General features: G+C 44.8%; 24 protein-coding genes. 23 read left to right on the top strand and 1 reads right to left on the bottom strand.

Translation table 11 applies throughout. The features are described 5' to 3' along the window. Positions 1-116 precede the first annotated feature (116 nt). The 16 genes from J7I80_RS18190 to J7I80_RS18115 all read left to right on the top strand — a co-directional run bounded on the left by J7I80_RS18190 (position 117) and on the right by J7I80_RS18115 (position 17,194). Positions 117-617: an NUDIX hydrolase gene (locus tag J7I80_RS18190; RefSeq protein ID WP_214740140.1), complete on the top strand. Its 501-nt coding sequence runs from the start codon at positions 117-119 to the stop codon at positions 615-617. Between the two features lie 19 nt (positions 618-636). After that, a complete protein-coding gene (locus tag J7I80_RS18185) occupies positions 637-1,416 on the top strand; it encodes a class I SAM-dependent methyltransferase (protein ID WP_214740138.1) in 780 nt (259 codons plus the stop codon). Between the two features lie 301 nt (positions 1,417-1,717). Then, on the top strand, positions 1,718-2,470 hold the full coding sequence (locus J7I80_RS18180) for an SDR family NAD(P)-dependent oxidoreductase (RefSeq protein ID WP_214740136.1): 753 nt from the start codon (positions 1,718-1,720) through the stop codon (positions 2,468-2,470). A gap of 40 nt (positions 2,471-2,510) precedes the next feature. Next, positions 2,511-4,124 carry a long-chain-fatty-acid--CoA ligase gene (locus J7I80_RS18175; RefSeq protein ID WP_214740134.1) on the top strand — a complete coding sequence of 538 codons (1,614 nt, stop codon included), beginning with the start codon at positions 2,511-2,513 and terminating at the stop codon, positions 4,122-4,124. Between the two features lie 79 nt (positions 4,125-4,203). Continuing rightward, a complete protein-coding gene (locus tag J7I80_RS18170) occupies positions 4,204-4,767 on the top strand; it encodes a TetR-type transcription factor C-terminal domain-containing protein (RefSeq protein WP_214740132.1) in 564 nt (187 codons plus the stop codon). A gap of 102 nt (positions 4,768-4,869) precedes the next feature. Continuing rightward, positions 4,870-5,271 (top strand): acyl-CoA thioesterase, encoded by a 402-nt coding sequence (locus J7I80_RS18165; RefSeq protein ID WP_214740282.1) that lies wholly within the window; start codon positions 4,870-4,872, stop codon positions 5,269-5,271. A 36-nt stretch (positions 5,272-5,307) separates the two neighbouring features. Further along, entirely contained in the window at positions 5,308-6,087 is a 780-nt protein-coding gene (locus J7I80_RS18160) for an SDR family NAD(P)-dependent oxidoreductase (RefSeq protein WP_214740130.1), read from the top strand. 39 nt (positions 6,088-6,126) lie between these two features. Next, a complete protein-coding gene (locus J7I80_RS18155) occupies positions 6,127-6,918 on the top strand; it encodes an enoyl-CoA hydratase/isomerase family protein (RefSeq protein ID WP_214740125.1) in 792 nt (263 codons plus the stop codon). A gap of 11 nt (positions 6,919-6,929) precedes the next feature. Beyond that, positions 6,930-7,904, top strand: coding sequence for a quinone oxidoreductase family protein (locus J7I80_RS18150; protein ID WP_214740124.1), 975 nt, complete (start codon positions 6,930-6,932; stop codon positions 7,902-7,904). A gap of 15 nt (positions 7,905-7,919) precedes the next feature. Continuing rightward, positions 7,920-8,918: a phosphotriesterase family protein gene (locus J7I80_RS18145; protein WP_214740123.1), complete on the top strand. Its 999-nt coding sequence runs from the start codon at positions 7,920-7,922 to the stop codon at positions 8,916-8,918. A gap of 51 nt (positions 8,919-8,969) precedes the next feature. Further along, positions 8,970-9,914 (top strand): MBL fold metallo-hydrolase, encoded by a 945-nt coding sequence (locus J7I80_RS18140; RefSeq protein ID WP_214740281.1) that lies wholly within the window; start codon positions 8,970-8,972, stop codon positions 9,912-9,914. 42 nt (positions 9,915-9,956) lie between these two features. Next, positions 9,957-11,474: a class I adenylate-forming enzyme family protein gene (locus J7I80_RS18135; RefSeq protein ID WP_214740122.1), complete on the top strand. Its 1,518-nt coding sequence runs from the start codon at positions 9,957-9,959 to the stop codon at positions 11,472-11,474. Positions 11,475-11,498: 24 nt separating this feature from the next. Further along, complete coding sequence (locus tag J7I80_RS18130; protein WP_214740121.1) at positions 11,499-12,392, top strand: R2-like ligand-binding oxidase; 894 nt, start codon at positions 11,499-11,501, stop codon at positions 12,390-12,392. A 723-nt stretch (positions 12,393-13,115) separates the two neighbouring features. Beyond that, positions 13,116-14,645, top strand: coding sequence for an aldehyde dehydrogenase family protein (locus tag J7I80_RS18125; RefSeq protein ID WP_214740119.1), 1,530 nt, complete (start codon positions 13,116-13,118; stop codon positions 14,643-14,645). A 33-nt stretch (positions 14,646-14,678) separates the two neighbouring features. Beyond that, on the top strand, positions 14,679-15,893 hold the full coding sequence (locus J7I80_RS18120; protein ID WP_214740117.1) for an iron-containing alcohol dehydrogenase: 1,215 nt from the start codon (positions 14,679-14,681) through the stop codon (positions 15,891-15,893). A gap of 86 nt (positions 15,894-15,979) precedes the next feature. Further along, on the top strand, positions 15,980-17,194 hold the full coding sequence (locus J7I80_RS18115; RefSeq protein WP_214740115.1) for an acyl-CoA dehydrogenase family protein: 1,215 nt from the start codon (positions 15,980-15,982) through the stop codon (positions 17,192-17,194). A gap of 345 nt (positions 17,195-17,539) precedes the next feature. Here J7I80_RS18115 and J7I80_RS18110 read toward each other — a convergent pair whose 3' ends face one another. Then, positions 17,540-18,589, bottom strand: a complete 1,050-nt coding sequence (locus J7I80_RS18110) for a M42 family metallopeptidase (protein WP_214740113.1) — start codon at positions 18,587-18,589, stop codon at positions 17,540-17,542. A gap of 146 nt (positions 18,590-18,735) precedes the next feature. Here J7I80_RS18110 and J7I80_RS18105 point away from each other — a divergent pair, with 146 nt between their 5' ends. From J7I80_RS18105 to J7I80_RS18075, 7 genes are all read left to right on the top strand, one after another. Next, positions 18,736-19,635 carry a superoxide dismutase gene (locus tag J7I80_RS18105; protein ID WP_251027845.1) on the top strand — a complete coding sequence of 300 codons (900 nt, stop codon included), beginning with the start codon at positions 18,736-18,738 and terminating at the stop codon, positions 19,633-19,635. A gap of 81 nt (positions 19,636-19,716) precedes the next feature. Continuing rightward, positions 19,717-20,028, top strand: coding sequence for a DUF3892 domain-containing protein (locus tag J7I80_RS18100; protein ID WP_214740111.1), 312 nt, complete (start codon positions 19,717-19,719; stop codon positions 20,026-20,028). Between the two features lie 267 nt (positions 20,029-20,295). Then, the gene (locus J7I80_RS18095) at positions 20,296-21,471 is read left to right on the top strand and encodes an acyl-CoA dehydrogenase family protein (protein WP_214740109.1); all 1,176 of its coding nucleotides are present in this window, start codon (positions 20,296-20,298) and stop codon (positions 21,469-21,471) included. A gap of 48 nt (positions 21,472-21,519) precedes the next feature. After that, complete coding sequence (fabG, locus tag J7I80_RS18090; RefSeq protein ID WP_214740107.1) at positions 21,520-22,284, top strand: 3-oxoacyl-ACP reductase FabG; 765 nt, start codon at positions 21,520-21,522, stop codon at positions 22,282-22,284. Between the two features lie 16 nt (positions 22,285-22,300). Next, entirely contained in the window at positions 22,301-22,750 is a 450-nt protein-coding gene (locus J7I80_RS18085) for a MaoC family dehydratase N-terminal domain-containing protein (RefSeq protein ID WP_214740105.1), read from the top strand. Next, entirely contained in the window at positions 22,747-23,154 is a 408-nt protein-coding gene (locus J7I80_RS18080; RefSeq protein ID WP_214740103.1) for a MaoC/PaaZ C-terminal domain-containing protein, read from the top strand. Before J7I80_RS18085 ends, J7I80_RS18080 begins: the two co-directional genes overlap by 4 nt. A 158-nt stretch (positions 23,155-23,312) precedes the next feature. Then, positions 23,313-24,455 carry an acyl-CoA dehydrogenase family protein gene (locus J7I80_RS18075; RefSeq protein WP_214740101.1) on the top strand — a complete coding sequence of 381 codons (1,143 nt, stop codon included), beginning with the start codon at positions 23,313-23,315 and terminating at the stop codon, positions 24,453-24,455. Positions 24,456-24,458 lie beyond the last annotated feature (3 nt).

The raw sequence follows: 24,458 nt of genomic DNA, 5'->3' as shown, positions 1-24,458 counted from the left end.
ACACATACAAGCATTGGCAAAGGCGCCAATGCTTTTTTTATACCCTTGTAATACTCTTCATATTATGGTTACAATTGGAAGGAGGGTTGGTTGTTTAACAGCAAGGGGGCTTATGGTTGATCACTACATATGTAAACTGGAACAATGCAAAAGTTAAATTAACCTGGCAGGAGGATGACAAGCTTCCACCGAGGGAGTTAATCAGCAGTGTCCATGGTTTCTGTTTCTACGATGATAAGGTGCTCCTGGTAAACTTGAATCACCGTGGATGGGATATGACTGGCGGTCATATTGAGGCAGGTGAATCTGTTGAGGAATGTTTTAAGAGAGAAACTATGGAAGAGGCCTATGTTTCTGGTGATTGCAGGCTTTTAGGTTCAATCATTGTGGATCATACTGAGAACCCGCAATGGAATGACATCAGTCCATACCCAAAGATTGGATTCCAGGTATTTTACCGGATGGACATTAAAGAAATACATGATTTCGATGCAGGATATGAATCCTCTGAAAGAATCCTTGTCGATCAAGACCGGGTCAGCGAGTATTATCATGATTGGCACGATCTGTATGAACATGTTTTAAAATTTGCTGCTGATAAAAAAATAATAGATTAAGATAGTTAGGGTGAATGAGATGGATGCAGTTAAACAAAATAGTCTTGCATGGGACAAGAAGGTTGAAAGTGAAGCAGTTTATACTAAGGCGGTTTCAAGAGAAGTAATTGAAAAAAGCAAAGCGGGCGAATGGGAAATCACCGTGACAACTGGAAAGCCGGTCCCAAGAAGCTGGTTTCCACAATCACTGGCAGGATTAAAAGTTCTTTGTCTTGCTTCTGGAGGAGGACAGCAGGGGCCCGTTCTGGCTGCAGCTGGAGCTAATGTAACAGTTGTAGATATCTCCAAAAAACAGCTGGAGCAGGATGAGTTTGTAGCCAAAAGAGATGGAATTCAATTAAGTACACTACAATGTAGCATGACGGATCTTTCGGCGTTTAGTGATGAAGAATTTGACATGATCATCCATCCAGTGGCCAATCTATTCGTTGAAGACATCTCACAAGTCTGGACGGAAGCGTCGAGAGTATTGAAAGATAAAGGGACACTGATATCCGGCTTTACAAATCCTCTGTTATTTATTTTCGATGATGAAGAGGACCTGAAAGGAAACCTGGTGGTTAAGAACAAAGTTTCCGGCTCTTCAATGGACAACCTGACGGACCATGAGAAAGAAGAATATATTCAATCAGGGAATACCATTGAATTTTTTCATACACTAGAAGACCAGATACAAGGTCAGGTCGATGCTGGATTCGTCATCGCTGGATTGTATGAAGACGATTTTGGCGGCAGAAGACCGCTAGATGAATATATTAAATGTTTTGTCGCAACAAAAGCAATTAAAATAAAGCTATAAATTGCTTAAGCCCTAAACATCCTTAGGGCTTTTTCTACTTTATAGGTATGAACATACTTCTCGCAAATTAGTGTCTAGCTTCAGCGCCTAGCCCCTCGAGTCGCTTCGGCCCGCCCAATGATGTCAAAGAGCGACTTCACTGGTCGGCCCTCCAGCGCTTGTCGGGGCTGACCAAGGCGCTTACGCTTTTCTAATTATTTTTAGAATATTTAGACTAATAGTTGAATATTTCAATATAAACGTTATAATAAAGTTTATAGTACATACCGACCGGTTAGTAGAAATCTTTAGGGGGAATAAAATGAGATTAGGAGACAAGACGGCGATCATAACTGGCGGCGCCAGTGGAATAGGCCGTGCAGCCGCACTTCGATTTGCCGCTGAAGGAGCCAAGCTGGTAATCGCGGATGTGAATGATGATGGCGGCAGAGAGACAGCCAAGCTTATTGAACAACAGGGAGGCAAGGCCCTTTTTATCGAAACAAATGTAAGCGATTCCAAACAGGTGAAAGACCTCGTTTCAGCAACTGTTGAAGCATACGGGAAGCTGGATATTCTATTTAATAACGCAGGCATAGGCAATCCGGATGTTAAAAGTGTTGATCTCGATGAAGACGAATGGGACAGAATTATAGATATAAATCTTAAAGGTGTTTTCCTTGGCATCAAGCATGCTGTCCCTGAACTAAAAAAGACTGGTGGAGGAGCGATCATCAACACCTCAAGCCTGCTTGGCATCAAAGGACAAAAATATCTTGCAGCTTACAACGCATCCAAGGCTGGCGTTATCCTGCTGACCAAAAATGCTGCGTTGGAATACGGCAGGGACAATATCCGTGTAAATGCAATAGCCCCGGGTGTCATCGATACACAAATTATAGAAGGATGGAAAAATGATGAACGCAAATGGCCGATCATTTCAAGGGCTAATGCCTTAGGAAGGATTGGAACACCTGAGGAAGTCGCTAATGCGGTACTGTTTCTTGCCTCTGAAGAAGCTTCTTTTATTACTGGTGCGACATTGTCAGTCGACGGCGGTGGACTGACATTTTAGCCATATACAAATACGTTAAATTTTGAATGGGGGAAATCAAATGAGCGAGAACAATGTCTGGCTTTCCAAGTATCCTGACTCCATTGCATCCACTATCACAATTCCTGAAAAATCTTTGCCGCAAATGCTTCGAGAATCAGCAGAGAAGTACCCTCATAACAATGCCTTATCCTTCTATGGCAGAAAAATCACCTATGAGCAATTGTCCCAGAATGTGACACATTTTGCATCAGCAATGCAAAACAGAGGAGTGGAGGCTGGAGACCGGGTTGCCATCATGCTGCCAAACTGCCCTCAATATGTCATTTCCTACTTTGGCATATTGACTGCAGGTGCGATTGTTACTCAGGTTAACCCAATGTCTGTTGAACGTGAACTTGAGTATATTCTCAATGATTCAGGAGCGGAAACGATTGTTGTGTTTGATGCCCTCTATGCCAAAGTTAAAAGTGTTCAGGCTTCTACAAAACTTAGAAATATCGTAGTTGTCAGCCTGCAGCCTTCTGAGCATACTTTTGCGCCAGATACAAAATTCGAAGCGTTTTTAGCAGAAAGCAGCGGCAGGACATCCGTGGTAGATGTTGATCCTGCAGAGGATGTTGCCGTGCTCCAATATACGGGCGGCACTACAGGAAGATCCAAAGGTGCGATGCTGACTCATCGAAACCTTCTGGCCAATGTACTGCAATCCCATGAATTTTTTAAGAATGATATCAAACCTGGTGTTGAGCGTTCGTTGACGGTCATTCCTCTTTTCCATGTATTTGGGATGACTGCCTGCATGAACCTATCAATCTATACAGGCGCAGAGATCATTTTATTGCCTCGCTTTGATCTGGAAGAAGTCCTGAATACGATAAAAAATGAGCAGCCAACGATGTTCCCTGGGGTTCCGACGATGTATGTCGCCATAACGAACCATCCCAAAGCGGAGGAGTATGGAATCGGCAGCATCGAAATTTGCAACAGCGGCAGCGCGCCAATGCCTGTAGAGCTGCTAAAAGAATTCGAGAGAAAAACCGGTTCAAAGATCCTTGAAGGCTATGGCCTTTCTGAAGCATCGCCAACTACACATTGCAATCCAAGCTTTGCCGAAAGAAAGCCAGGAAGTGTCGGCATCGGCATGCCATCAACAGAATACAGAATTGTCGACCTGGCGACAGGAACAGAAAAAGTTCCTGCTGGAGAGCTGGGTGAAGTAACCATCAAAGGCCCTCAGGTTATGAAGGGCTATTGGAATATGCCAGAGGAGACAGCAAACACATTGAGGGATGGGTGGCTTTATACAGGAGATATTGCAAAGGTTGATGAAGACGGATATTTATATATTGTCGACCGGAAAAAAGACATGATCATCGCGAGCGGTTACAATATTTATCCACGTGATATTGAGGAAGTGTTGTATGAGCATCCGTCTGTCCAAGAGGCCGTTGTCATCGGCATACCGGATGAATACCGGGGTGAAGCAGTCAAAGCAGTGATTGTCCTAAAAGCAGGAAAAGAAGCCGAAGAAGCACAGATCAAGGAGTTTTGCCGACAGAATATGGCGGCATACAAGGTACCTAACGTCGTCGAATTCCGTGAACAGCTGCCGAAGACAAGTGTGGGCAAGATTTTGCGCAGAGCACTAAGGGAAGAAGTCAGGAGTAAATAAATACTATCTCCTTAATGGGACAGGGGGTAAAATATGGTATAATTTCTGTGCAGACTAGTAGGATTGCGAGGACAGCAAAGTGAAAGAGAAAATTACCGCACATAGCATAAAATTATTTGAGAAAAAAGGTTTCAGTGAGACTTCGATCCAGGATATTGTCGACTCACTAGGGGTGACTAAAGGTTCGTTTTATTATTACTTTTCCAGTAAAGAAGAGTTACTGATGGATATCCATCTCAGATATATTGACGAGTTGCTGGGCCGTCAGGAAGAAATTCTCTCAGAACAGTCAACAAGCAAGCAGAAATTGTTTGACATCGTTTATATGCTGATTAGCAGCATTAAGTCCAAAGGAGCATCCGCAAAAATCTTTTTCAGGGAAATGCGTCACTTAAGTGATGACAGGCTGGCACAGATTGTCGCAAAGCGGGATCAATTCAGATCGAACGTGGAACGGCTGATTCGCGAAGGAATTGACAGCGGCGAGTTCCGAAAAGATTTGAATCCCATCATCGTAACCTTTGGCATACTGGGTGCTGCAAACTGGAGTTACCAGTGGTTCAATCCAATGGGAAAGGTTTCTGACCGGGAAGTGGCAGAGATTTTTGTCGAAATGATCCTGAAGGGAATCGAAGTCAATTGAAGAAATATAGGGAGAGGCTTTTGAAAGCCAAGCCTCTTTCTTTGTTTGCTACATACCAACCGGTTAGTACGGAGGAATTTCGAATTGAAAGTGGGGAGACAAATGCAGGAGATCCAGGTACAGGCACGATTTGGCGAGACGGACGCGCTAGGACATATTAACAACACCAGTTATTTTGTCTATCTGGAGGAGGCGAGGATGCGCTTTTTTGAAAAATTGGGCTACAGCATGGAGTTAAACGACTGGAAATTCATTTTAGCCTCTACAAAATGCGATTTCGTAAGCCAAGGGTATTTTGACCAGCTGTTGACGGTAAAAACATATGTATCAAGAATTGGTTCGAAAAGCTTCCAGCTGGAACATGACATTGTTTGCCCGCAGACACAGCAGTTGATCGCAAAGGGCAATGCAATCATTGTGTATTATGATTTTACAAATCAACAGAGTCAGGTTTTGCCCGAATTGCTAAAAGAAGGGCTGAAAAGCTATTTGTTGTCCGCTTAAATGACTGAATATTCCGTATACAAAGGAGGTTTTGGAGTGAGATTTCAAGAAACTGTGGTTCTTGTTACAGGAGCGGGGAGTGGAATTGGGAAAGCGACAGCCGCTCGGTTTGCCAGCGAAGGGGCAAAAGTAATATTGGTTGGACGGACGAAATCTAAGCTTGAGATGGCTGCAAAAGAAATAAATGAATCGTATGAGCTTCCTAAGGCAGAAATCTTTCCTGCTGACATAACAGATGAAGAAGATGTAAGAGAGTTAGCTCAACACATTGAGGAGCAATTTGGCGACTTGCATGTCCTTGTCAATAATGCAGGAGGTTCAGTTCACTCAAAAATTATGGACACCTCAGCCAGTGATTGGGACTTTGTACAAAATACGAATTTAAAAAGTGTTTTCCTGGTCTCGAAAATGCTTGGAAAACTCATGGCAAAAAATTCAGAGAAGGAGGGAGATTCTTCTCAAAAACGGTCGATCGTCAATGTAGCCAGCTTATCCGGACACCAGGCAGGTGCACATATCCCACATTATAGTGCTGCTAAAGCTGGTGTCATCAATTTTACAAAAGCAATGGCATTGGAATTTTCTCCTTACGGGATCAGGGTCAATTCCGTATCACCTGGTTTCGTGGAAACTCCCCTGACTGAGCAGGGGATGAAGAATGAACAATTTGTTAAAGCAATCAGAAGAAATACAGCTCTAAGTCGAGCTGGCCATCCCGATGAAATTGCGAATGTGATTGCTTTTGTCGCATCAAGTGAAGCTTCTTACATGACGGGTTCTGACATCCTCGTTGATGGCGGCTGGTTGATTAAATAAGTTTATGATTCTATTAAAATCTGAGAAAGGGTGAACGCTTTGACGAATGTTAAGACGAGTGACCATTTAATTATCAACAAAAATGGAGCAGTACTTTCCTTGACCTTAAACAGACCAGAAAGCTTGAATGCCTTCAGCCCGGAAATGATTCTTACACTGACGGAGGCATTAAAAGAGGCACAGAACAACCCAGAGGTAAAGGTAATCGTTTTGTCCGGTGCCGGCAGGTCGTTCAGTGCTGGAGGCGATGTAAAAACAATGGGCCAGGCAAACGCGACAGGAGTATACGACCATATCGGCAGGCTGAATGAGTGTATTCTTGCCATGAAAGCTACAGAGAAGCCAATCATCGCAGCGGTTCATGGTTTTGCTGCGGGCGCAGGATTCAACCTTGCCCTTGCTTGTGACTTGATTGTCGCTGCCGATGAGAGTAAATTTGCGCTGAGTTTCTCGCAGGTTGGCCTCGTCTCTGACGGCGGGGGTTCCTATTTTGTCACAAGATTAGTTGGCCCGCATCTGGCAAAACAATTCATGTTCACTGCAGAACCAATGCCGGCAGAGCGTTTATATCAGCTTGGGGTCATAAACTATCTCGTACCTGCAGCAAATTTACAGGAAGAAACACTGAAGCTTGCCGCACAGCTGGCAAATGGGCCGACCCGAACATATGGGATGATCAAGAAGCTGGTTGACCATTCCATGACATCAACACTTGAAGAGATTCTTGAGCAGGAACGAATCACACAGACGATGATGGTTTCCTCTGAGGATCATCAAGAAGGCATTGCAGCATTCAAAGAAAAAAGAAAGCCAAACTTTACAGGCAACTAAGGAGGCAAATCATGAAAGCAATCCAACTGAAAGAATATGGCGGACCTGAGGTTCTCCAATTAGTAGAAATGGAAAGACCGGTTCCTGCAGATCATCAAGTATTAATTGAAATCCATGCGATCGGAGTCAATTATGCGGACACAGCAAGAAGAGAAGGACAGTATGTCGTTCCTACTAAACTACCGTTTATACCTGGGGCAGAGATTGCGGGAGTAGTAGTTGAAACAGGAGAATCAGTAACAAATGTCCAAAAAGGTGACCGCATCGTTACCTTGATCGAATCAGGAGGTTACGCAGAATTTGCCCTTGCTGACAGCCGCGGGCTGATTCCCTTGCAGGACCATATGGAATTTGAACAGGCAGTCGCTCTCCCGCTTCAAGGGCTGAGCGCTTATCACATCCTGAAAACGATGGGGCGTCTTGAAAAAGGCGAAACAGTGCTAGTCCATGCAGCAGCTGGAGGAGTAGGCACTTTGGCTGTCCAATTAGCTAAGCTATCAGGCGCAAGCATAGTTATAGCAACCGCTAGCAGTGATGATAAACTCGCTTTAGCCGCTGAAATGGGCGCTGATGTACTTGTCAATTACACTGAACAGGGATGGGAAGAAAAGGTTTTGGAAGCAACCGGCGGTAAAGGTGTTGATGTCGCCCTGGAAATGGCAGGAGGGGAGATTTTCAATATAACACTGAAATGCCTTGCCACTTTTGGACGGCTGGTTATCTACGGAGTTGCCAGCGGAGAGCAGAGCCGCTTTTATCCATCATCCTTAATGGCCAGAAACCAATCAGTCATCGGATTTTTCTTACCGCAAATTATGAGAAAGCCAGAGCTGATTCAATCAAGTATGGCTGAAATGCTTGGATATTTATCGAATGGCCAATTAAAACTGACAATTGGAGGCGTTTATTCGCTGGAGCAGGCAGCAGAAGTCCATCGCCTTTTACAATCACGTCAGACGAAGGGAAAGCTGATTCTAAAACCTTAATAAGGGGTGTGCTGAATGGCAAGTATTAATACGGTAACTGGTCCTATTAAAGCGGAGCAATTGGGGAAGACGCTGATTCATGAGCACTTTATCTTTGGATACCCTGGCTTCCAGGGTGATGTGACATTGGGTGGATTTAAGGAAGAATCTGCTCTGGAAGAGGCAATCAACATTGCCAGGAACATGCAGAGCTTTGGGGTAAAGACAGTCGTGGATCCGACCCCAAATGAATGTGGAAGGAATCCAGAGTTTTTAAAGAAAGTCTCGGAAGCTACCGGTCTCCAGATTATTTGTGCCACTGGCTATTATTATGAAGGGGAAGGAGCAACCCCTTATTTCAAGTTCAGGCAGGCATTGGGCACCGGGGAGGAAGAAATCTATCAAATGTTCAAGAAAGAGCTCACTGAAGGCATCTCAGGTTCCGGCATAAAGCCTGGAGTGATCAAGCTGGCATCGAGCAAAGGTGAAATCACAGAGTATGAAAAAATGTTTTTCCGTGCAGGCGCCCGAGTACAACAGGAAACAGGAGCAGTCATCCTCACCCACACCCAGGAAGGAACGATGGGTCCTGAACAGGTCAGGCTGTTGATCGAGAATGGAGCAGATCCAGGCAAAATCATCATCGGCCATATGTGTGGAAACACCGACCCTGAATATCATAAACAGGTAATGGATCAAGGAGTCAGGATTGGCCTGGACCGTTTTGGCATACAGGGAATGGTTGGAGCTCCTTTTGACCAGGAAAGGGTACAGACTTTATTGGCTTTACTTAATGATGGGTATGAAGATCAAATTTTACTTGCACATGACACAGTGAACATCTGGCTCGGGCGCCCTCCTGTTATGCCTGAACAGGCTACAAAGATTATGGAAAACTGGCAGCCAGGCCATATTTTCAACAATATCCTGCCACAGCTTAGGGAAAATGGAGTGTCAGAAACGCAAATTGATAAGATGCTCGGCGGAAATGCTGTTGGACTTTTCACGGGGGCTCCTGCAAAGGTAGTTTCCTAGAAACAGTTCTCAGAGCTTAAATAAGATTCTAAAAGAAGGAGGCGATGACCTATCCAAAAAATTATACCTCTTACGCTGGATTCGCCTTTTTCTGAAGGAATCGTTGTAGCGTATGCTGTTCTTGGTGAAACAGCAACACTTATAGATACAGGCAATCCAGGTGAGAAATCCTTTTACCAGCTGAAATCACAATTAAAAGAGCATCATCTCAGTTTTAAAGACTTTGACCATATCATTGTGACCCATATGCATACGGACCATTGTGGCGGAGTCAGCCTGATCCAGCAGGAAGCAAGCCTCCCCGTGTATGTACATGAGCTTGCAAGGCCAGTGATCGCTGGAGGAGAACCAGAGTTTAATAGAATGAATCAGTTTTTTAGTGATTTTCTAAAGGAATGTGGTGCTGACCCTGCCGTTCATCAGCATGCACGGAAATACAAAGAAGAAATCTGGCAAAATGTCCATTATGTCAATGAAGGCGATGAAATATACATAGGAGGAAGACCCTACAGTGTATTGCATGTACCCGGACATAGCCAGACGGATATCCTTCTGATTGATGAAAAGCAGGGGATTACATTTGTCGGTGACCATATCATCCCCGAGCTGGCTGTTAACGCCTTTATAGAGCCTCCGGTACCAGGTGGGCAGGATCGTCCGTCTCCCTTGATACAATACAGGGAATCCCTGATCCGCTCAAAAGGGAGAAACCTTGGAAGATGTTATTCAGGACATGGATTGCCCTTCACACAGCACATCGAGCTCATTGATAAAAGATTGGCTCAGCAGGATGCACGCTGCCAGCAAATACTTCAGGTGTTACATGAGTCTGATAAAAATGTTTACGAGATTTGCCAGGAGGTCTACCCGCACTTGAAGGGTGGTATCGTTTTTCTTGGTCTCTCACAAATACAAGGCCATCTTGATTTGTTGGAAGCCCGAAATGAGGTGATCAAAGAGGAACGGAACTCAATTGTTTATTACAAACTGATTTGATAGTTGCCATAGCTTCTTAAACTTTGAACAGGAGAGGATTAAATGAAGCTGAAAGAGCTGCTTGAAAATAATATCAGTAAATACGGGGAATATCCTTTTATCTATTATAAAGACCAGCAATATACCAATATTGAAACGAGGCAGTATGCTGACCGGATTGCGAAAGGTCTCCATAAGCTCGGAGTGGGAAAAGGCGACCGGATTGTCGTCTGTATGCCAAATAACCCTGAAGTGATATTTTCCTATCAGGGCATTACCAGGAGCGGTGCTGTCATTGTTCCAATCATGTTTACCCTGCACCCAAAAGAAATTCAGTACATCATCAAAAATTGTGAAGCCAAAGTTGTCATTGCCTCTTCCTATACAGCAGAAAATATGAAAAAGGCGATAGAAGGCCTGGAAGTCAAACCAATCCTGGTCGTTACGAATCTTCCTGGCAATGATGATTTGTTAAACCTCTATGATCTCATGTCTTCGGAGTCAGCTGACACCGAGGATGATTCTGATGAAAACGAAACCGCCGTGATTTTATACACCTCAGGAACGACTGGAAATCCGAAAGGCGTTCTTTTGACCCACAAAAATCTTTACACCAATGCAGTCAACTCCGCAGCCCATAATGAAACCGAAAGAGGCGTTACGATTGGCGTCCTTCCGTTAGCGCATGTATATGGTCTTACCATTTCTAATACGTGCTATATAACAGGAAGTTCAGTTGTCGTTTCCGCCCGGTTTGACCCAGAAGAAATTTTCAAAGCTATTGAGACTTATAAAGTAAAAGCTTTCTCCGCAGTGCCTGCGATGATTCATGCAATGGTTGGCAGCCCAAAAGCCGACCAATATGATACATCTTCCCTTGAGTGGATCGGCTCAGGGTCGGCACCGCTGCCGATTGCCCTGTTAAATGGATTCCGCCAAAAGTTTGGGGCAAAAGTTTTTGAGGGGTATGGCTTATCAGAAGCGGCGCCAATCGTGACAGCTCATAATAAAAAAATTGAAATAAAACCGGGATCAGTCGGAATACCGCTTCCAGGGGTCAACATAAAAATAGTTGATCATCTGGGCAGGGAAGTCCCCGCTGGAGAAGTTGGGGAACTGATCGTTTCTGGTGATAATGTCACTCCTGGCTATTACCAGAACAGAGAAGAAACAAACAAGGTCATCAAGGATGGCTGGCTGTTTACCGGTGATATGGCCAGAGTTGACAACGATGGCTATCTCTATATTGTCGACAGGAAAAAGGATTTGGTGATCAGGGGCGGATTTAATATATACCCCCGTGATATTGAAGAGCTGCTGAACGCCCATGAGTCTGTCTCAGAGGCAGCTGTCGTTGGGATACCTGATGAAGCGATGGGTGAGGAAATCGTCGCATGTGTCGTAAGAAAAGCGGGCGCATCATCAACAGAAGAGGATCTGATTCATTACTGCCAGGACAATCTGGCCAAAAACAAAACACCCAAGCGGATTGTTTTTATGGAAGCTTTGCCGCGGAACGGAGTCGGCAAAATCCTTAAGACCCGTCTAAGAGAAACAGCTGGTACTATCATCACAAAATAAGTCATATACCGAGGAGGAGTGCAAGTGGAGCAAAGAACAATATTAACAACCAGCAAGCGGGGGTTGCAGACGGATTCATTTCCATTCCGTCTCTATCAAAAAGCGAAGAAATTCGGCATCTGGAATCCTGCTGACATTGATTTTACCCAGGACCAACAAGACTGGAAGCAGTTGGACGCCGAACAGCAAAATGACATTCTGCGCCTGATTTCACAGTTCCAGGCTGGTGAGGAAGCCGTTACCCTCGATTTGCTGCCGCTGATCATGGCCATCGCCAAGGAAGGCAGGCTCGAGGAGGAAATGTTTTTAACCACCTTCTTGTTCGAAGAAGCCAAGCATACAGAGTTCTTCCGGCTTGTCCTGAATGCGCTGGGTGAAACAGGTGATCTATCAGGACACCATACAGCTACTTATAAAAGGATTTTTTATGAAATCCTGCCGACTACGATGGACCGGCTGCTGACTGACCAATCTCCTGAAGCTATCGCTGAGGCTGCAACTGTCTACAATATGTTTGTTGAGGGAGTCCTGGCTGAAACAGGCTACTACTCATTCTATCAAAACCTTGAAACACTCGGTTTGATGCCAGGACTGCTCAAGGGGATCGGCAATTTAAAAAGGGATGAATCAAGGCATATTGGCTATGGGACCTTCCTGCTGCAAAGACTGATTTGTGAGCATCCCCATTTATACGAGTTCGTTGAAGGAAAAATGCAGGAGCTGACCCCGCTTGCCATCCGTTTGAACCAGGAGGGATTCAAGGGGAAGGATGTAAGTACTTTCGGAAATCAGATCGAAGATACAATGAATTTTACCATGAAACAGCTTTCGGTCCGGATGGACATCCTCTCCCGGGCAAGGGGCAAGCGGATTGAAGAGATTTATAGAGTCACAGAAACCGATATGGGTGTTCTATAACATACAACCTTTAGTTAATTAGTTGTTTAATGTCGTGGTTAGTGACCGAAAAAGACAAATTTTAACAAAACAGGGCACCAATAAGCCCTGTTGGTGACCGAAAAACCCAGATTCTAGCAAAACAGGGCACCAATAAGCCCTGTTGGTGACCGAAAAACCCAGATTCTAGCAAATCAGGGCACCAATAAGCCCGATTGGTGATCGAAAAACCCAGATTCTAGCAAATCAGGGCACCAATAAGCCCGATTGGTGATCGAAAAACCCAGATTCTAGCAAATAAGGGCACCAATAAGCCCTGTTGGTGACCGAAAAACCCAGATTCTAGCAAATCAGGGTACCAATAAGCCCGATTGGTGACCGAAAAACCCAGATTCTAGCAAATAAGGGCACCAATAAGCCCTTTTGGTGACCGAAAAACCCAGATTCTAGCAAATCAGGACACCAATAAGCCCTGTTGGTGACCGAAAAACCCAGATTTTAGCAAATCAGGTCACCAATAAGCCCGATTGGTGACCGAAAAACCCAGATTCTAGCAAATAAGGGCACCAATAAACCTGATTGGTGCCCGAAAAATACAGATTTCGGCAAATTAAGGAACCAATAACCCCAATTGGTCACCAGGAAATTTAGATTCTAATACTTCTTCTACAATTAATGAACATCCTGTTCTGTAAGTAGTTTTTATAACGTTCTAAAAAAGAAAGAAAATAAGGAGGACGCAAAATGACCGTAAATCTTGATGTAAAAACATTCCCGCTATTCATTAATGGAAAATGGGAGGCAGCGAGCAGCCAGGAAACATTTGATGTGTTTAATCCGGCGACTGGAGAACTGGTGGCACGTGTGGCAAAAGGCAATACAGAAGATGTAGACAGGGCCGTTGACGCAGCACGCAGAGCATTTGATGAAACCGACTGGAAGGACATGAAGCCAACGGACAGATCTAAGGTGCTTTATGCAATTTCTTATCAAATCGCTGCCCATGCAGAAGAATTGGCTTATCTTGAATCGATCAGTTCCGGTGGTACGGTAAGGAGAATTGGCGCAAACGATATTCTGCAAATGGTCGATTTGTTCCAGACATTGGCCAAGTTTGTTGAAGAATATGAATTCTCGGAAACGCTGCCAAGTCCCCCATTCCCGGGACCGGCACATAACTTTATCTGGCGCGAACCAATCGGTGTTTGTGCAGCGATTACTCCCTGGAACCTGCCAATGGTGATCGCGACATGGAAAATCGCTCCAGCTTTGGCGATGGGAAATACGGTTGTCGTCAAGCCGGCAAGCTACACTCCTTTATCGACTTTGAAGCTGGCTGAAATCATTTCACAGGTCGTCCCTCCTGGAGTCATTAATGTCGTGACTGGCCCTGGTGCTGAAGTTGGGGAAAAGCTGGCAAGTCACCCAAAAGTTGATAAGGTTGCTTTTACAGGGTCGACTGAAGTAGGCCGAAAAGTGATGCAGCTTGCTGCCGGGACCGTAAAGAATACAACTCTGGAGCTTGGCGGTAAGTCACCTAACATCATTTTGGAGGATGCTGACTTAAGCATCGCACTGCCAGGGAGCTTATTTGGAGTGTTCCTGCACTCGGGCCAGCTTTGTGAATCGGGCACGAGGCTGTTTGTTCCGGATCATTTGCATGACGTGATCGTTGAAAATCTTGTCAAGCTCGCTGGGAAAATCAAACTTGGCAATCCACTTGACCCTGCAATTGATGTGGGTCCGGTCATTTCCAAAAAGCAAAAAGAAACGATTTTATCTTATATCGAAGCTGGAAAAGCAGAAGGAGCCTCCCTTGTTTGCGGCGGAAACGAAGCTAAGGTTGCTGGCTGTGAAAATGGACATTTCATTGAACCAACAATTTTCACAAATGTAACCAATGACATGAAAATCGCCCGCGAAGAAATCTTCGGACCTGTTTTATCTGTGATTCGATATACAGATGTTGATGAAGCAATCAAAATGGCGAATGACTCGATCTACGGTCTAGCGGCCGGTGTTTGGACCAGGGATGTGAATAAAGCTTATGAGGTTGCCCGCAAGCTGCAGGCTGGAGTGGTCTGGATCAATGACTGGCATATGCTGCGCAATGATGCACCATTTGGCGGATACAAGCAGAGCGGAATCGGTCGCGAAATGGGCAAGCATTCACTGGATGCCTACACTCAAGTCAAACATGTGCACACTTCAATGGTACCGGAAGCACATAAGCGAACTTGGTATGGACTGCTTTTATCCGATACAGCTGAATAAAAGATTTATAAAAAATTCTATGAGGTGAAAAGGATGCAAACGACAACATTATCACAGTTCTCCCTACGTTCGGCAATCTACTGTGGATCAAATTCACGCGCCATGGTACCTGATTTGTTCAAGGGCTTAGGCTCTAAAAGAGTTGTTCTTTTTAGCGACAGGGGTCTGGAAAAAGCCGGAGTAGTAGAAAAAGTCGCCCAGATTTTCGAGTTGACCGGTAAAGGTACTGGCCCTGAACTTGCCGGGATTTACGTCGACATTGCCCAGGATGCCGAAAGCACTTCAGTGAATGAAGCTCTCCGGTATGCAAGGGAAGTGGGGGCTGACGGGCTGCTTGCTGTCGGAGGCGGCAGCGTGCTTGACACAGTTAAGGGAGTAAAATATGCCCTGCATAAAGGGTTAACCGACATCAAGGAAGCGATCACCGGCGGCTTTTTATTCGAGCAATTCCCAAAGGCAACCCATATCCCGATCCCGCACATTGCCATTCCGACAACTGCGGGAACAGGATCTGAGGTCTCGCCGATCGCGGTCATCTACAATGAAGATATCCAAATGAAAGGAAATATCATCAATCCTTTCCTCAGTGCGGACATTGCGGTGCTGGATCCGGACTTGACAGTGGGTCTGCCGCCGGCAATCACTGCTTTTACCGGCTTTGATGCACTAACCCATGCAATCGAGGCTTTTGCATCACCTAGTGCTACTGCACTGACTGATGCCCATGCTTTGCATGCAATCAGGCTGATTGAAAAAAATCTTCCTATTGCAGTAGCAGAAGGTTCCAATCTTGACGCCAGAATGGAAATGCTTCAGGCGAGCTTAATGGGAATCACCGCATTCAGCTTTGCCTTGAACGCCATTCCTGTCCATAACTTCGCCCATGCATATGGAGCATTATTCCGAATTCCACATGGACTCGCAAATGCCGTTTTCCTGCCTGTGGTGATGGAATATGTACCAAGCTTGTATCTTCCAAAGGTAAAAGAGCTAGCCTCGGCATTGAGGGTTGATTTTGACGCTGATGAAGAAAATGAGGCCGTGCTGTCAAAAGTGATTGAAAAGTTGCGCCTGCTTCAGCATAAGACTGGATTGCCATCAGACTTTACAGAATACAATTTAACCGAGGAAGACCTGGAGCGGGTTGCGGGTGCCGTTGCCAAGGACCCTGCCGCCGTATCCTTCCCAATGCCAAAAGAACTGATCCAGGCTGTCGGCCAGCAGGTCGTGCCGATTGGTGTAAAATAATTGGGTTTTAAGAGGGGAATCAGTCTCGGATTCACCCTCTTTTTACAGTTTCCTAACAGCTTAGGTTTATAAAGGAGTGACTAGATATGAATTTTGATTTTACTGAAGAGCAAGAGCTATTAAGAAAAACAGTCAGGAGCTTTGTCGATAAGGAAATCATGCCATATATAAAAGAATGGGATGAAAAACAGCATTTTGAAACTAGTATTTTAACAAGGCTTGCTGACCTGGGACTCATGGGCGTCTGTATACCGGAACAATATGGCGGCAGCGGAATGGACTATAATTCCCTTGCGATAGTATGTGAGGAACTCGAGCGGGGCGATACGGCCTTCAGGACTGCAGTATCGGTGCACACCGGTCTAAACAGCATGACGTTGCTGCAGTGGGGCAATGAGGAACAAAAGCAAAAGTACCTGGTACCTCAGTCAAAAGGACAGAAGGTAGGAGCATTCGGCCTTACCGAACCTAATGCAGGGTCCGATGTGGCCGCCATGCAGTCAACGGCGCGTGACGCAGGAGATCACTACGTACTCAATGGCTCAAAGACATGGATTTCATTATGTGATGCAGCTGACCATTTCCTTGTATTTGCGTATACAGAAAAAAGTAAAAAACACCACGGCATTTCTGCTTTTATTGTGGAGAGAACCTGGGAGGGCTTCTCCTCTAAAGCGATAAAAGGAAAGTTGGGTATTAGGGCCGGAAATACCGGTGAAATTTTCTTTGATAATGTAAAGGTTCCAAAAGAAAATTTGCTCGGGCATGAGGGGGATGGGTTTAAAATTGCAATGTCTGCCTTGGATAATGGCCGCTTTACTGTTGCTGCGGGGGCTTGTGGCACCATTATGGCAAGCCTTGAGGCTAGTGTGAAGTACTGTCATGAACGAAGCACTTTTGGCAAAGAGATTGGCAGACACCAGCTCGTCCAGCAGATGATCGCCAAGATGGAAGCAGGATTGGTACAATCACGATTGCTCGTTTACCGTGCAGGCTGCCTTAAAAACCAGGGAAAGAGGAATACCCGGGAAACCTCCCTGGCCAAGTGGCAGGCATGCGACTACGCCTATGAATCAGCAAATGATGCCGTTCAAATTCATGGCGCATACGGATTCTCCAACGAATACCCGGTTGAACGGTATTTAAGGAACGCCAAAGCACCAGTCATCTACGAAGGAACACGAGAAATCCACACAGTCATGCAGGGAGAATATGTATTAGGATATCGAGTCGACAAGCCATTGTCCAATATGCTTCCAGCCTGGCCGTTTGAGTCCGTTACCGAAGAGGCCCTGAAATAAGGAAAGGGGAGAGAGTGAGAAGGTACCTTTGCTTTTACCGAAAATCGGTGGTGGAGTCAATTTGGGTAAAAGGAGGGACTCTGCTTTGCCCGTAATTTGATGCAGAGCCCTTTTTCGGTAAAAGAAACGGCTCTGCTTTGCCCGTTATTCGATGGAAAGCTCTTTTTCGATAAAAGAAACCTCTCTGCTTTGACCGTTAATCGATGCAGAGCCCTTTTTCGGTAAAAGCAGGTCTTCTTTGTCTCCTATATTTGGTGGCAGGAAACTCCTATCCGGAGCTACCACACACCAATAAATCATACAAAAAAGGTGATCACTTCATTAAGTAAGTGATCACCTTTACTTTTAAAAAATCATTTCAGATTGTACGTAGTGGTACAGGAGTTTCGCTGTGTTTTCGATAGAATCCTTGTGTGTTCTTTCGAAAGCGTGGGAAGAGTCAATACCCGGCCCGATAAGGCCATGGATGATATCATGTCCTGAACGGATAGCGGCAGATGCGTCTGATCCGTAGAATGGGTAAATATCGAGTTTATAGCCGATTTCATTGTCAATCGCAAGCTGTGTCAGCCTCTTCCTCAGCTCGTAATGGTATGGACCGCTTGCATCCTTTACACAGATGGAAACAGTGTACTCATCGGTAGACTGGCCATCACCCATTGCACCCATATCAACCGCCAGATACTCAACGGTTTCCGTGGTGATATTCGAGTTTCCGCCATAGCCAATTTCTTCGTTATTAGATATCAAAAAGTGTGTTGTATAAGGAAGTTCTATGTTTTCTGCCTTAACTTGTTTGATCAACTGAAGCAGGATCGCGACACTTGCCTTATCATCAAGGTGACGTGATTTAATGTATCCTGATGGTGAAATTTGAACACGCGGATCAAAAGAAACAAAATCTCCTACTTCAATTCCAAGTGCCCTAACGTCATCCACGCTATGTACTTTTTCATCAATTCGAACTTCCATATTGTCCTGGTTGCGTTCTGCTTTGCCTGCATCCTTGTAGACATGCACAGATGTCTGGTGCATTAAAATCGTTCCGGTAAACTTTTTGCCGCTTGAAGTTTCAATTTCACAATACTCGCCTTCAATCGAGTTATACTTGAAGCCGCCAATCAAATCAAGCTTTAGGCGCCCGCTTGGCTTAATTTCCTTTACAATCGCTCCGAGAGTATCAACATGGGCTGTCAGCATTCTGTGGTTCTGCTGGTCCTTGCCAGGAAGAGTGGCAATCAATCCGCCTTTGCGGTTTCGTTTCGTTTCAACCTTAAGTTCTTTTAAATAATTTTCTACATATGTAATAACTTCATTCGTATTTCCTGAAGGACTTGGGATGCTGACCAATTCCTTTAATAAACTCAAGGTTTCCTCTGTATTAGGATATGCCATAATAAAACTCCTCTCATAATAATCTTAACATTCATATTATAAACTTATTACCTGAATCAAAGGAAACATTTATCTTGATTTCCTGTAATCACATATCCGTTCTGTTCATATTTTGATTATGGATGCAGTTTTGGGGAGGAGATAAAATGAACGGGTATTGGTACAAATATTCATTGATGCAATGGTGCAATGAGATGGAAGCGAGATTGGGTTCCTATAAAGGGCAGCTCAGGGAATCTGGTGATGAGGCCATATTACAAAAATGGAACGAAAACCTTTTGACATTGAAACAAGATGCGCAACAATCAGTTTATGACGAAGCACTGTATGCTCAGGCGAGAAACTTATATGACGAACTGGACAGTTATTTGGGTGGGTCTGACTTAGAAAGTGAGCGCCAGCAAGGCCAGAGACTTCAGCCTGTCCCTATAGGCGGCCACAGACTTCCTCCGTTGCCTTTTGCTTATGATGCGCTTGAGCCTGTGATTGATCGGGAGATAATGAGACTTCACCATTTAAAGCACCACCAGAGCTATGTGAACGGATTGAACAAGGCTGAAAAAGAAATGCAGAAGGCAAGACAAACTGGTGATTTCGGTTTGATTAAACACTGGGAAAGAGAAGCAGCCTTCAATGGGGCTGGACATTATCTGCACACAATCTTTTGGAGCATCATGAGCCCTAATGGCGGCGGCTCGCCAAAAGGACAGCTTGGAAAAGCGATCAACGATTCATTCGGCAGCTTTGAAGCATTCAAAGAACATTTTACTGCAGCAGCTAAAAACGTAGAAGCTGTTGGCTGGGCTATCCTTGTTTGGTCACCGCGTTCCCATAGGCTGGAAATCCTCCAGGCAGAAAAACACCAGAATTTATCGCAATGGGATGTTGTCCCTTTACTTGTCTTGGATGTTTGGGAGCATGCTTATTATCTACAGTATAAGAACGAGCGGGCTAAATATGTTGAAAACTGGTGGAAGGTAGTCAATTGGAAAGAAGTCGAGCAGCGGTTCAATAAAGCCAGGACATTGGCATGGCAGCCTTTTTGAGGAGTGACTTATTGTCACCCTTTTTTTGTATAAAAGGCTCCCTTTAGCAAACACTAAACATATGTTCGGGAGGTGTTTTTTTTGGAAAGCAAAGACTTTAACCAAATTTACAATGATTATAAGGAGCAAAGCCAGGGACAAGCGGAACTGGAAGCCAACTCACCACAATCAGGAAAAGAACAAATCGTTGCTGTCCGTAAAAATGATGATGGCGATTTGATTGCTTTTAAAACAGAAAGCGGGAGAGAGCTTGATTATGTTTCTGCTCTTACTGACGCTAAAGCGGGGAAACTCGCACATGTGGATGTATTCCATAAATATGGCCGTGATATTCTCAGGAGTGAGCCTGATGGAATTAAAGAAAACAACCTCGATAATTTACCACATTTCTAGCAGGGAGTATTCCCTGCATTTTTTATTTTTAAGGAATTTATAAAATCATTTAGTTATAGATAACTACAGGTAGTTTTGATAATCCAGATCCATCACTTGTCGGGGCTGGTCAAGGTGCTTGCGCTTTTCGGATAAAATAACTTGATTTTTCAGAAATTTCACTCTAAAATAATATTAACATACCAACCGGTAGGTATGTAATTCAGAATCCAGACATATATTTTTAATAGACTATCAGAATTAAAGAATACGATGGGAGTGACTTGAATGCATTTACGCCTTACAGAAGAACAAAAAATGGTACAAAAGACGATTCGCCGATTTGTAGAAAAAGAATTAGTGCCGCTCGAAAATGAAGTATTAAGAAATGAAAGAGAAGGACGTCCAAGCCTTCCTCCTGGAAAAATGCATGAACTGCAGATGAAAGCTAAAGAAGCAGGATTCTGGGGAATCAATACACCGGAACAATATGGCGGTGCAGATTTGGGCCAGATGATGATGGCCATCGTCCTGATGGAAGTTTCCAAAACATTCGTGCCATTCCAATTTGGCGGTTCAGCAGACAACATTCTTTATTATGGAAATGAAGAGCAAAAGCAGAAGTACCTGATTCCAACCATAAATGGTGAGAAAAAATCGTGCTTCGCGATGACAGAGCCTGGCGCTGGTTCGGATACAAGAAACATTAAAATGACGGCTGTGAAGGACGGAAATGAATGGGTTCTGAACGGTGAGAAAACGTTCATAACAGGCGGAAACGAAGCGGATTTTGTCATGGTCATAGCGATCACTGATAAAGAAAAACACCGAGCCACAGGCCGCGATGGTGTGACTTGTTTTATTGTCGACCGGGAAATGGGCTGGAAATCAGAATTCATACATACGATGGGCGAATGGGGACCGGCGGGACTGGTGTTCGATAACGTCCGCGTACCAGAGGAGAATATCCTGGGCGAAGTCGATGGCGGCTATAAATTGGGATTGGAATGGATCGGATTCGCACGATGGGTAGTTGGCGCAAGGGCAATAGGGGCTGCGGAACGCTTGCTGCAAATGGCAATTGACTATTCCAAAGAGCGGATTACCTTTGGCAAACCGATTGCGGAAAGACAAGCTATCCAGTGGATGATTGCCGATTCAGCTGTGGAAATCGAAGCCGCACGATGGCTCGTACTCAATGCCGCTTATACACTTGATGCTGGTGAAGATAACAGGCATATGGCATCGATGGCAAAATTGTATGGCTCCAATATGGGCAACAGAGTTGTCGACCGCGTTATGCAAATTCACGGCGGTATGGGCTACACAAGGGAATTGCCAATCGAGCGCTGGTACCGTGAAGCCAGACTTTGGAGAATTTACGATGGTACGGATGAAATACAGCGGATGATCATCGCCAGGGACCTATTGAAAGGGCATGTAAAAATCGGCCAGTTTGTATAACGAATAAATGAAAGCGTTAACAGCTTGATAGATAGAGGAGGAAATAGAATGGCAGGAAGATTTGAGGGAAGAGTCGCTTTTGTGACGGGAGGCAGCAGAGGAATCGGAAAAGGGATTGTTCAGCTTTTCGCCGAGGAAGGGGCGAAGGTTGCTTTTATTGACTTGAATGAGGAAGCATTGGCGGAAACCACAAACGAGTTGCGTGAGAAGGGATATGACGTTTACTCCAAGGTAGCGAATGTGACGGATTCCGGGCAGGTCGATCAGGCAATGAAAGGAGTGCATGACACTTTTGGCTCTGTCGACATCCTCGTGAACAACGCCGGTGTCATCCGCGATAACCTGCTTTTTAAAATGAGTGATTCCGACTGGCAAACTGTCATGGACGTTCACCTTAAAGGTTCATTCAATGCAGCGAAAGCAGCTCAGAAGTATATGGTTGAACAGAAATATGGCCGGATCATCAATATTTCGTCAACCTCGGCACTTGGAAACAGGGGCCAGGCAAACTATGCAGCTGCCAAGGCAGGTCTACAGGGTTTCACTAAAACTCTTGCAATCGAACTTGGCCGTTATGGAATAACAGCCAACTCGGTCGCTCCGGGCTTCATCGAGACGGAAATGACGAAGGAAACAGCAGCTCGAATCGGAATCTCATTCGATGACCTGATTAAACACAGTGTCGCGGGCATTCCTGTCGGCAGAAGCGGAAAACCAGCGGATATCGCCAACGCAGTCGCCTTCTTTGCTGATGAAAAATCGTCCTTTGTCAACGGCCAGGTCATTTATGTAGCTGGCGGTCCAAAAAATTAATGTGAGGTGAAGGTCAGTGTTCAAAGAGCATATTGGCAAACAGTCCAATAAAGTTAAAAACATTGTGGAACGCGGCGCTGTCAGGAAATTTGCCGAAGCTATCGGAGATCTTCATCCCATTTTCATTGATGAGGATACAGGCAAAAACTCACGATATAACAGGAACATTGCGCCGCCTACTTTTCCAAGGGTTTTCGATTACGGAACAATACAGGGGCTGAATCTTCCTAATAAAGGACTGATCCATGGAGAACAGACTTATCATTACGAGCGCCCATTGCTTGTGGGTGAAGAAATTACCTGTTACTCGGTGATCAAAAATTATTTCGAAAAGAAAGGAACCCAGGGGGAAATGGGCTTCCTGGTATTAGAAAGCTTTGGTGAAGACGAAATGGGAAAACTAGTATTTTCCTCCACGCAAACGGTCATTATCACGGAAGCGGTAAGGAAGGTGTTGATCGGATGAGCAGCTTAGCAGAATTGAAGGTAGGAGAATCCCTGAAGGAGGTTCAGCTTGATCCGGTCGACCGGATTACCCTGATCAAATATGCCGGTGCTTCGGGAGATTACAATCCAATCCATACAATCGATGAAGAAGCAAAAAAAGCAGGGCTGCCGGGTATCATCGCTCACGGCATGTGGACAATGGGGAACCTGGCAAAGCTTTTCACTGAATTTTACGAGGAAGGATTCATTCAGGATTATACAATTCGTTTTAAAGGAATGGTTTTCCTGAATGACGTCGTCACTCTAAAGGCAGAGCTGGCAGAGGAAAATGCGAACAACCTTAGATTCAATGTTAGAGCAGTCAATCAAAATGGCAATGAAGTCATTAAGGGAGATGTTCTGTATCATCGGTATGCATCTTAATAATCAAAAACCCGGCAGAGAATTGCTGGGTTTATGCAATTTAGGTCTAAAACGAGTTTTTAAGGGTTTTAGGAATGTTAACAAAATCTAAAAAAGAACGCCTATTCGAATCTCGAAATTTCAATTTAGAAATAGCAGAAACGAGGTGTTAAACACTAGTGAACTTTGATTTTGAAGAGGATTTACTGACTTTAAAAAGAAATGTCCGTGATTTTATCCAAAGTGAAGTCGAGCCTGTTGCGATGCAAATCGAGGAAGAAGACAAAATTCCGGAAAACATCATTCAGCTTTCCAGGGAAATGGGCCTTTTCGGATTAAGCATACCTGAGGAATACGGTGGCCTCGGAATCGGCATGGTGGAGAAATGTGCATTGTATGAGGAAATCGGCCAGACGCACAATGGCTATACGACTTTGATTGGTGCCCATACTGGGATCGGCACAGTCGGGATTGTCGAGCTGGGCAATGAGCAGCAAAAACGAAAATATTTGCCTGCTATGGCCAGCGGAGAGAAAATCGGTGCATTTGCCCTGACGGAACCTGATGCCGGTTCGAATGCAGCTAATCTAAAGACGACCGCTGTAAAAAAAGGCGATAAATATGTGCTGAACGGTTTGAAGCACTATATTACGAATGCATTAGAGGCAAGTGTATTTACAGTGATGGCAGTGACAGACCATGAAAAAGGAGCGAAAGGAATCACTTCGTTTATCGTCGAAAAGGACTTTCCTGGCTTCAAGGTCGGTAAAACGGAAAAAAAGATGGGCCTAAAGGGATCCCATTCTGCTGAATTGGTATTCGAGGATTGCGAGGTTCCGGTTAATAATGTTCTTGGAACTGAAGGGCATGGTTATGTAAATGCCTTGAAAATACTGACCAATGGAAGAGCTGGCCTTGCGGCGCGTAATCTGGGTTCCTCCCAAAAGCTCCTTGACATGTCTATTGCCTATGCCAAAGAGAGGATCCAATTCGGGAAACCGATCATCAAGCATCAAGCAGTAAGCCATATGCTCGCGGAAATGGCGGTTGAAATCGAAGCACTCAGGTCTTTTACATACCGAGTTGCCTGGATGGTTGATTCCGGACAGAAGGTCATCAAGGAAGCTGCCATGTTAAAGCTATATGGTTCGGAGGTTTACAACAGAGTCGCCGATAAAGCAGTGCAGATTCACGGCGGTCTCGGTTATATTTCTGATTATCCGGTCGAAAGATATTTCCGTGATGCAAGAATCACAAGAATTTATGAGGGCACGTCGGAAATCCAGAAAAACATTATCGCTGCTCAGCTGGAAAAAGAATAGCAG

Source organism: Bacillus sp. ISL-41, assembly GCF_018613235.1.
In the GTDB taxonomy this organism is placed as follows: domain Bacteria; phylum Bacillota; class Bacilli; order Bacillales; family Cytobacillaceae; genus Mesobacillus.
The sequence above is the reverse complement of the archived record's forward strand: the minus strand, read 5'-3'. Positions and strand labels throughout refer to the sequence as shown.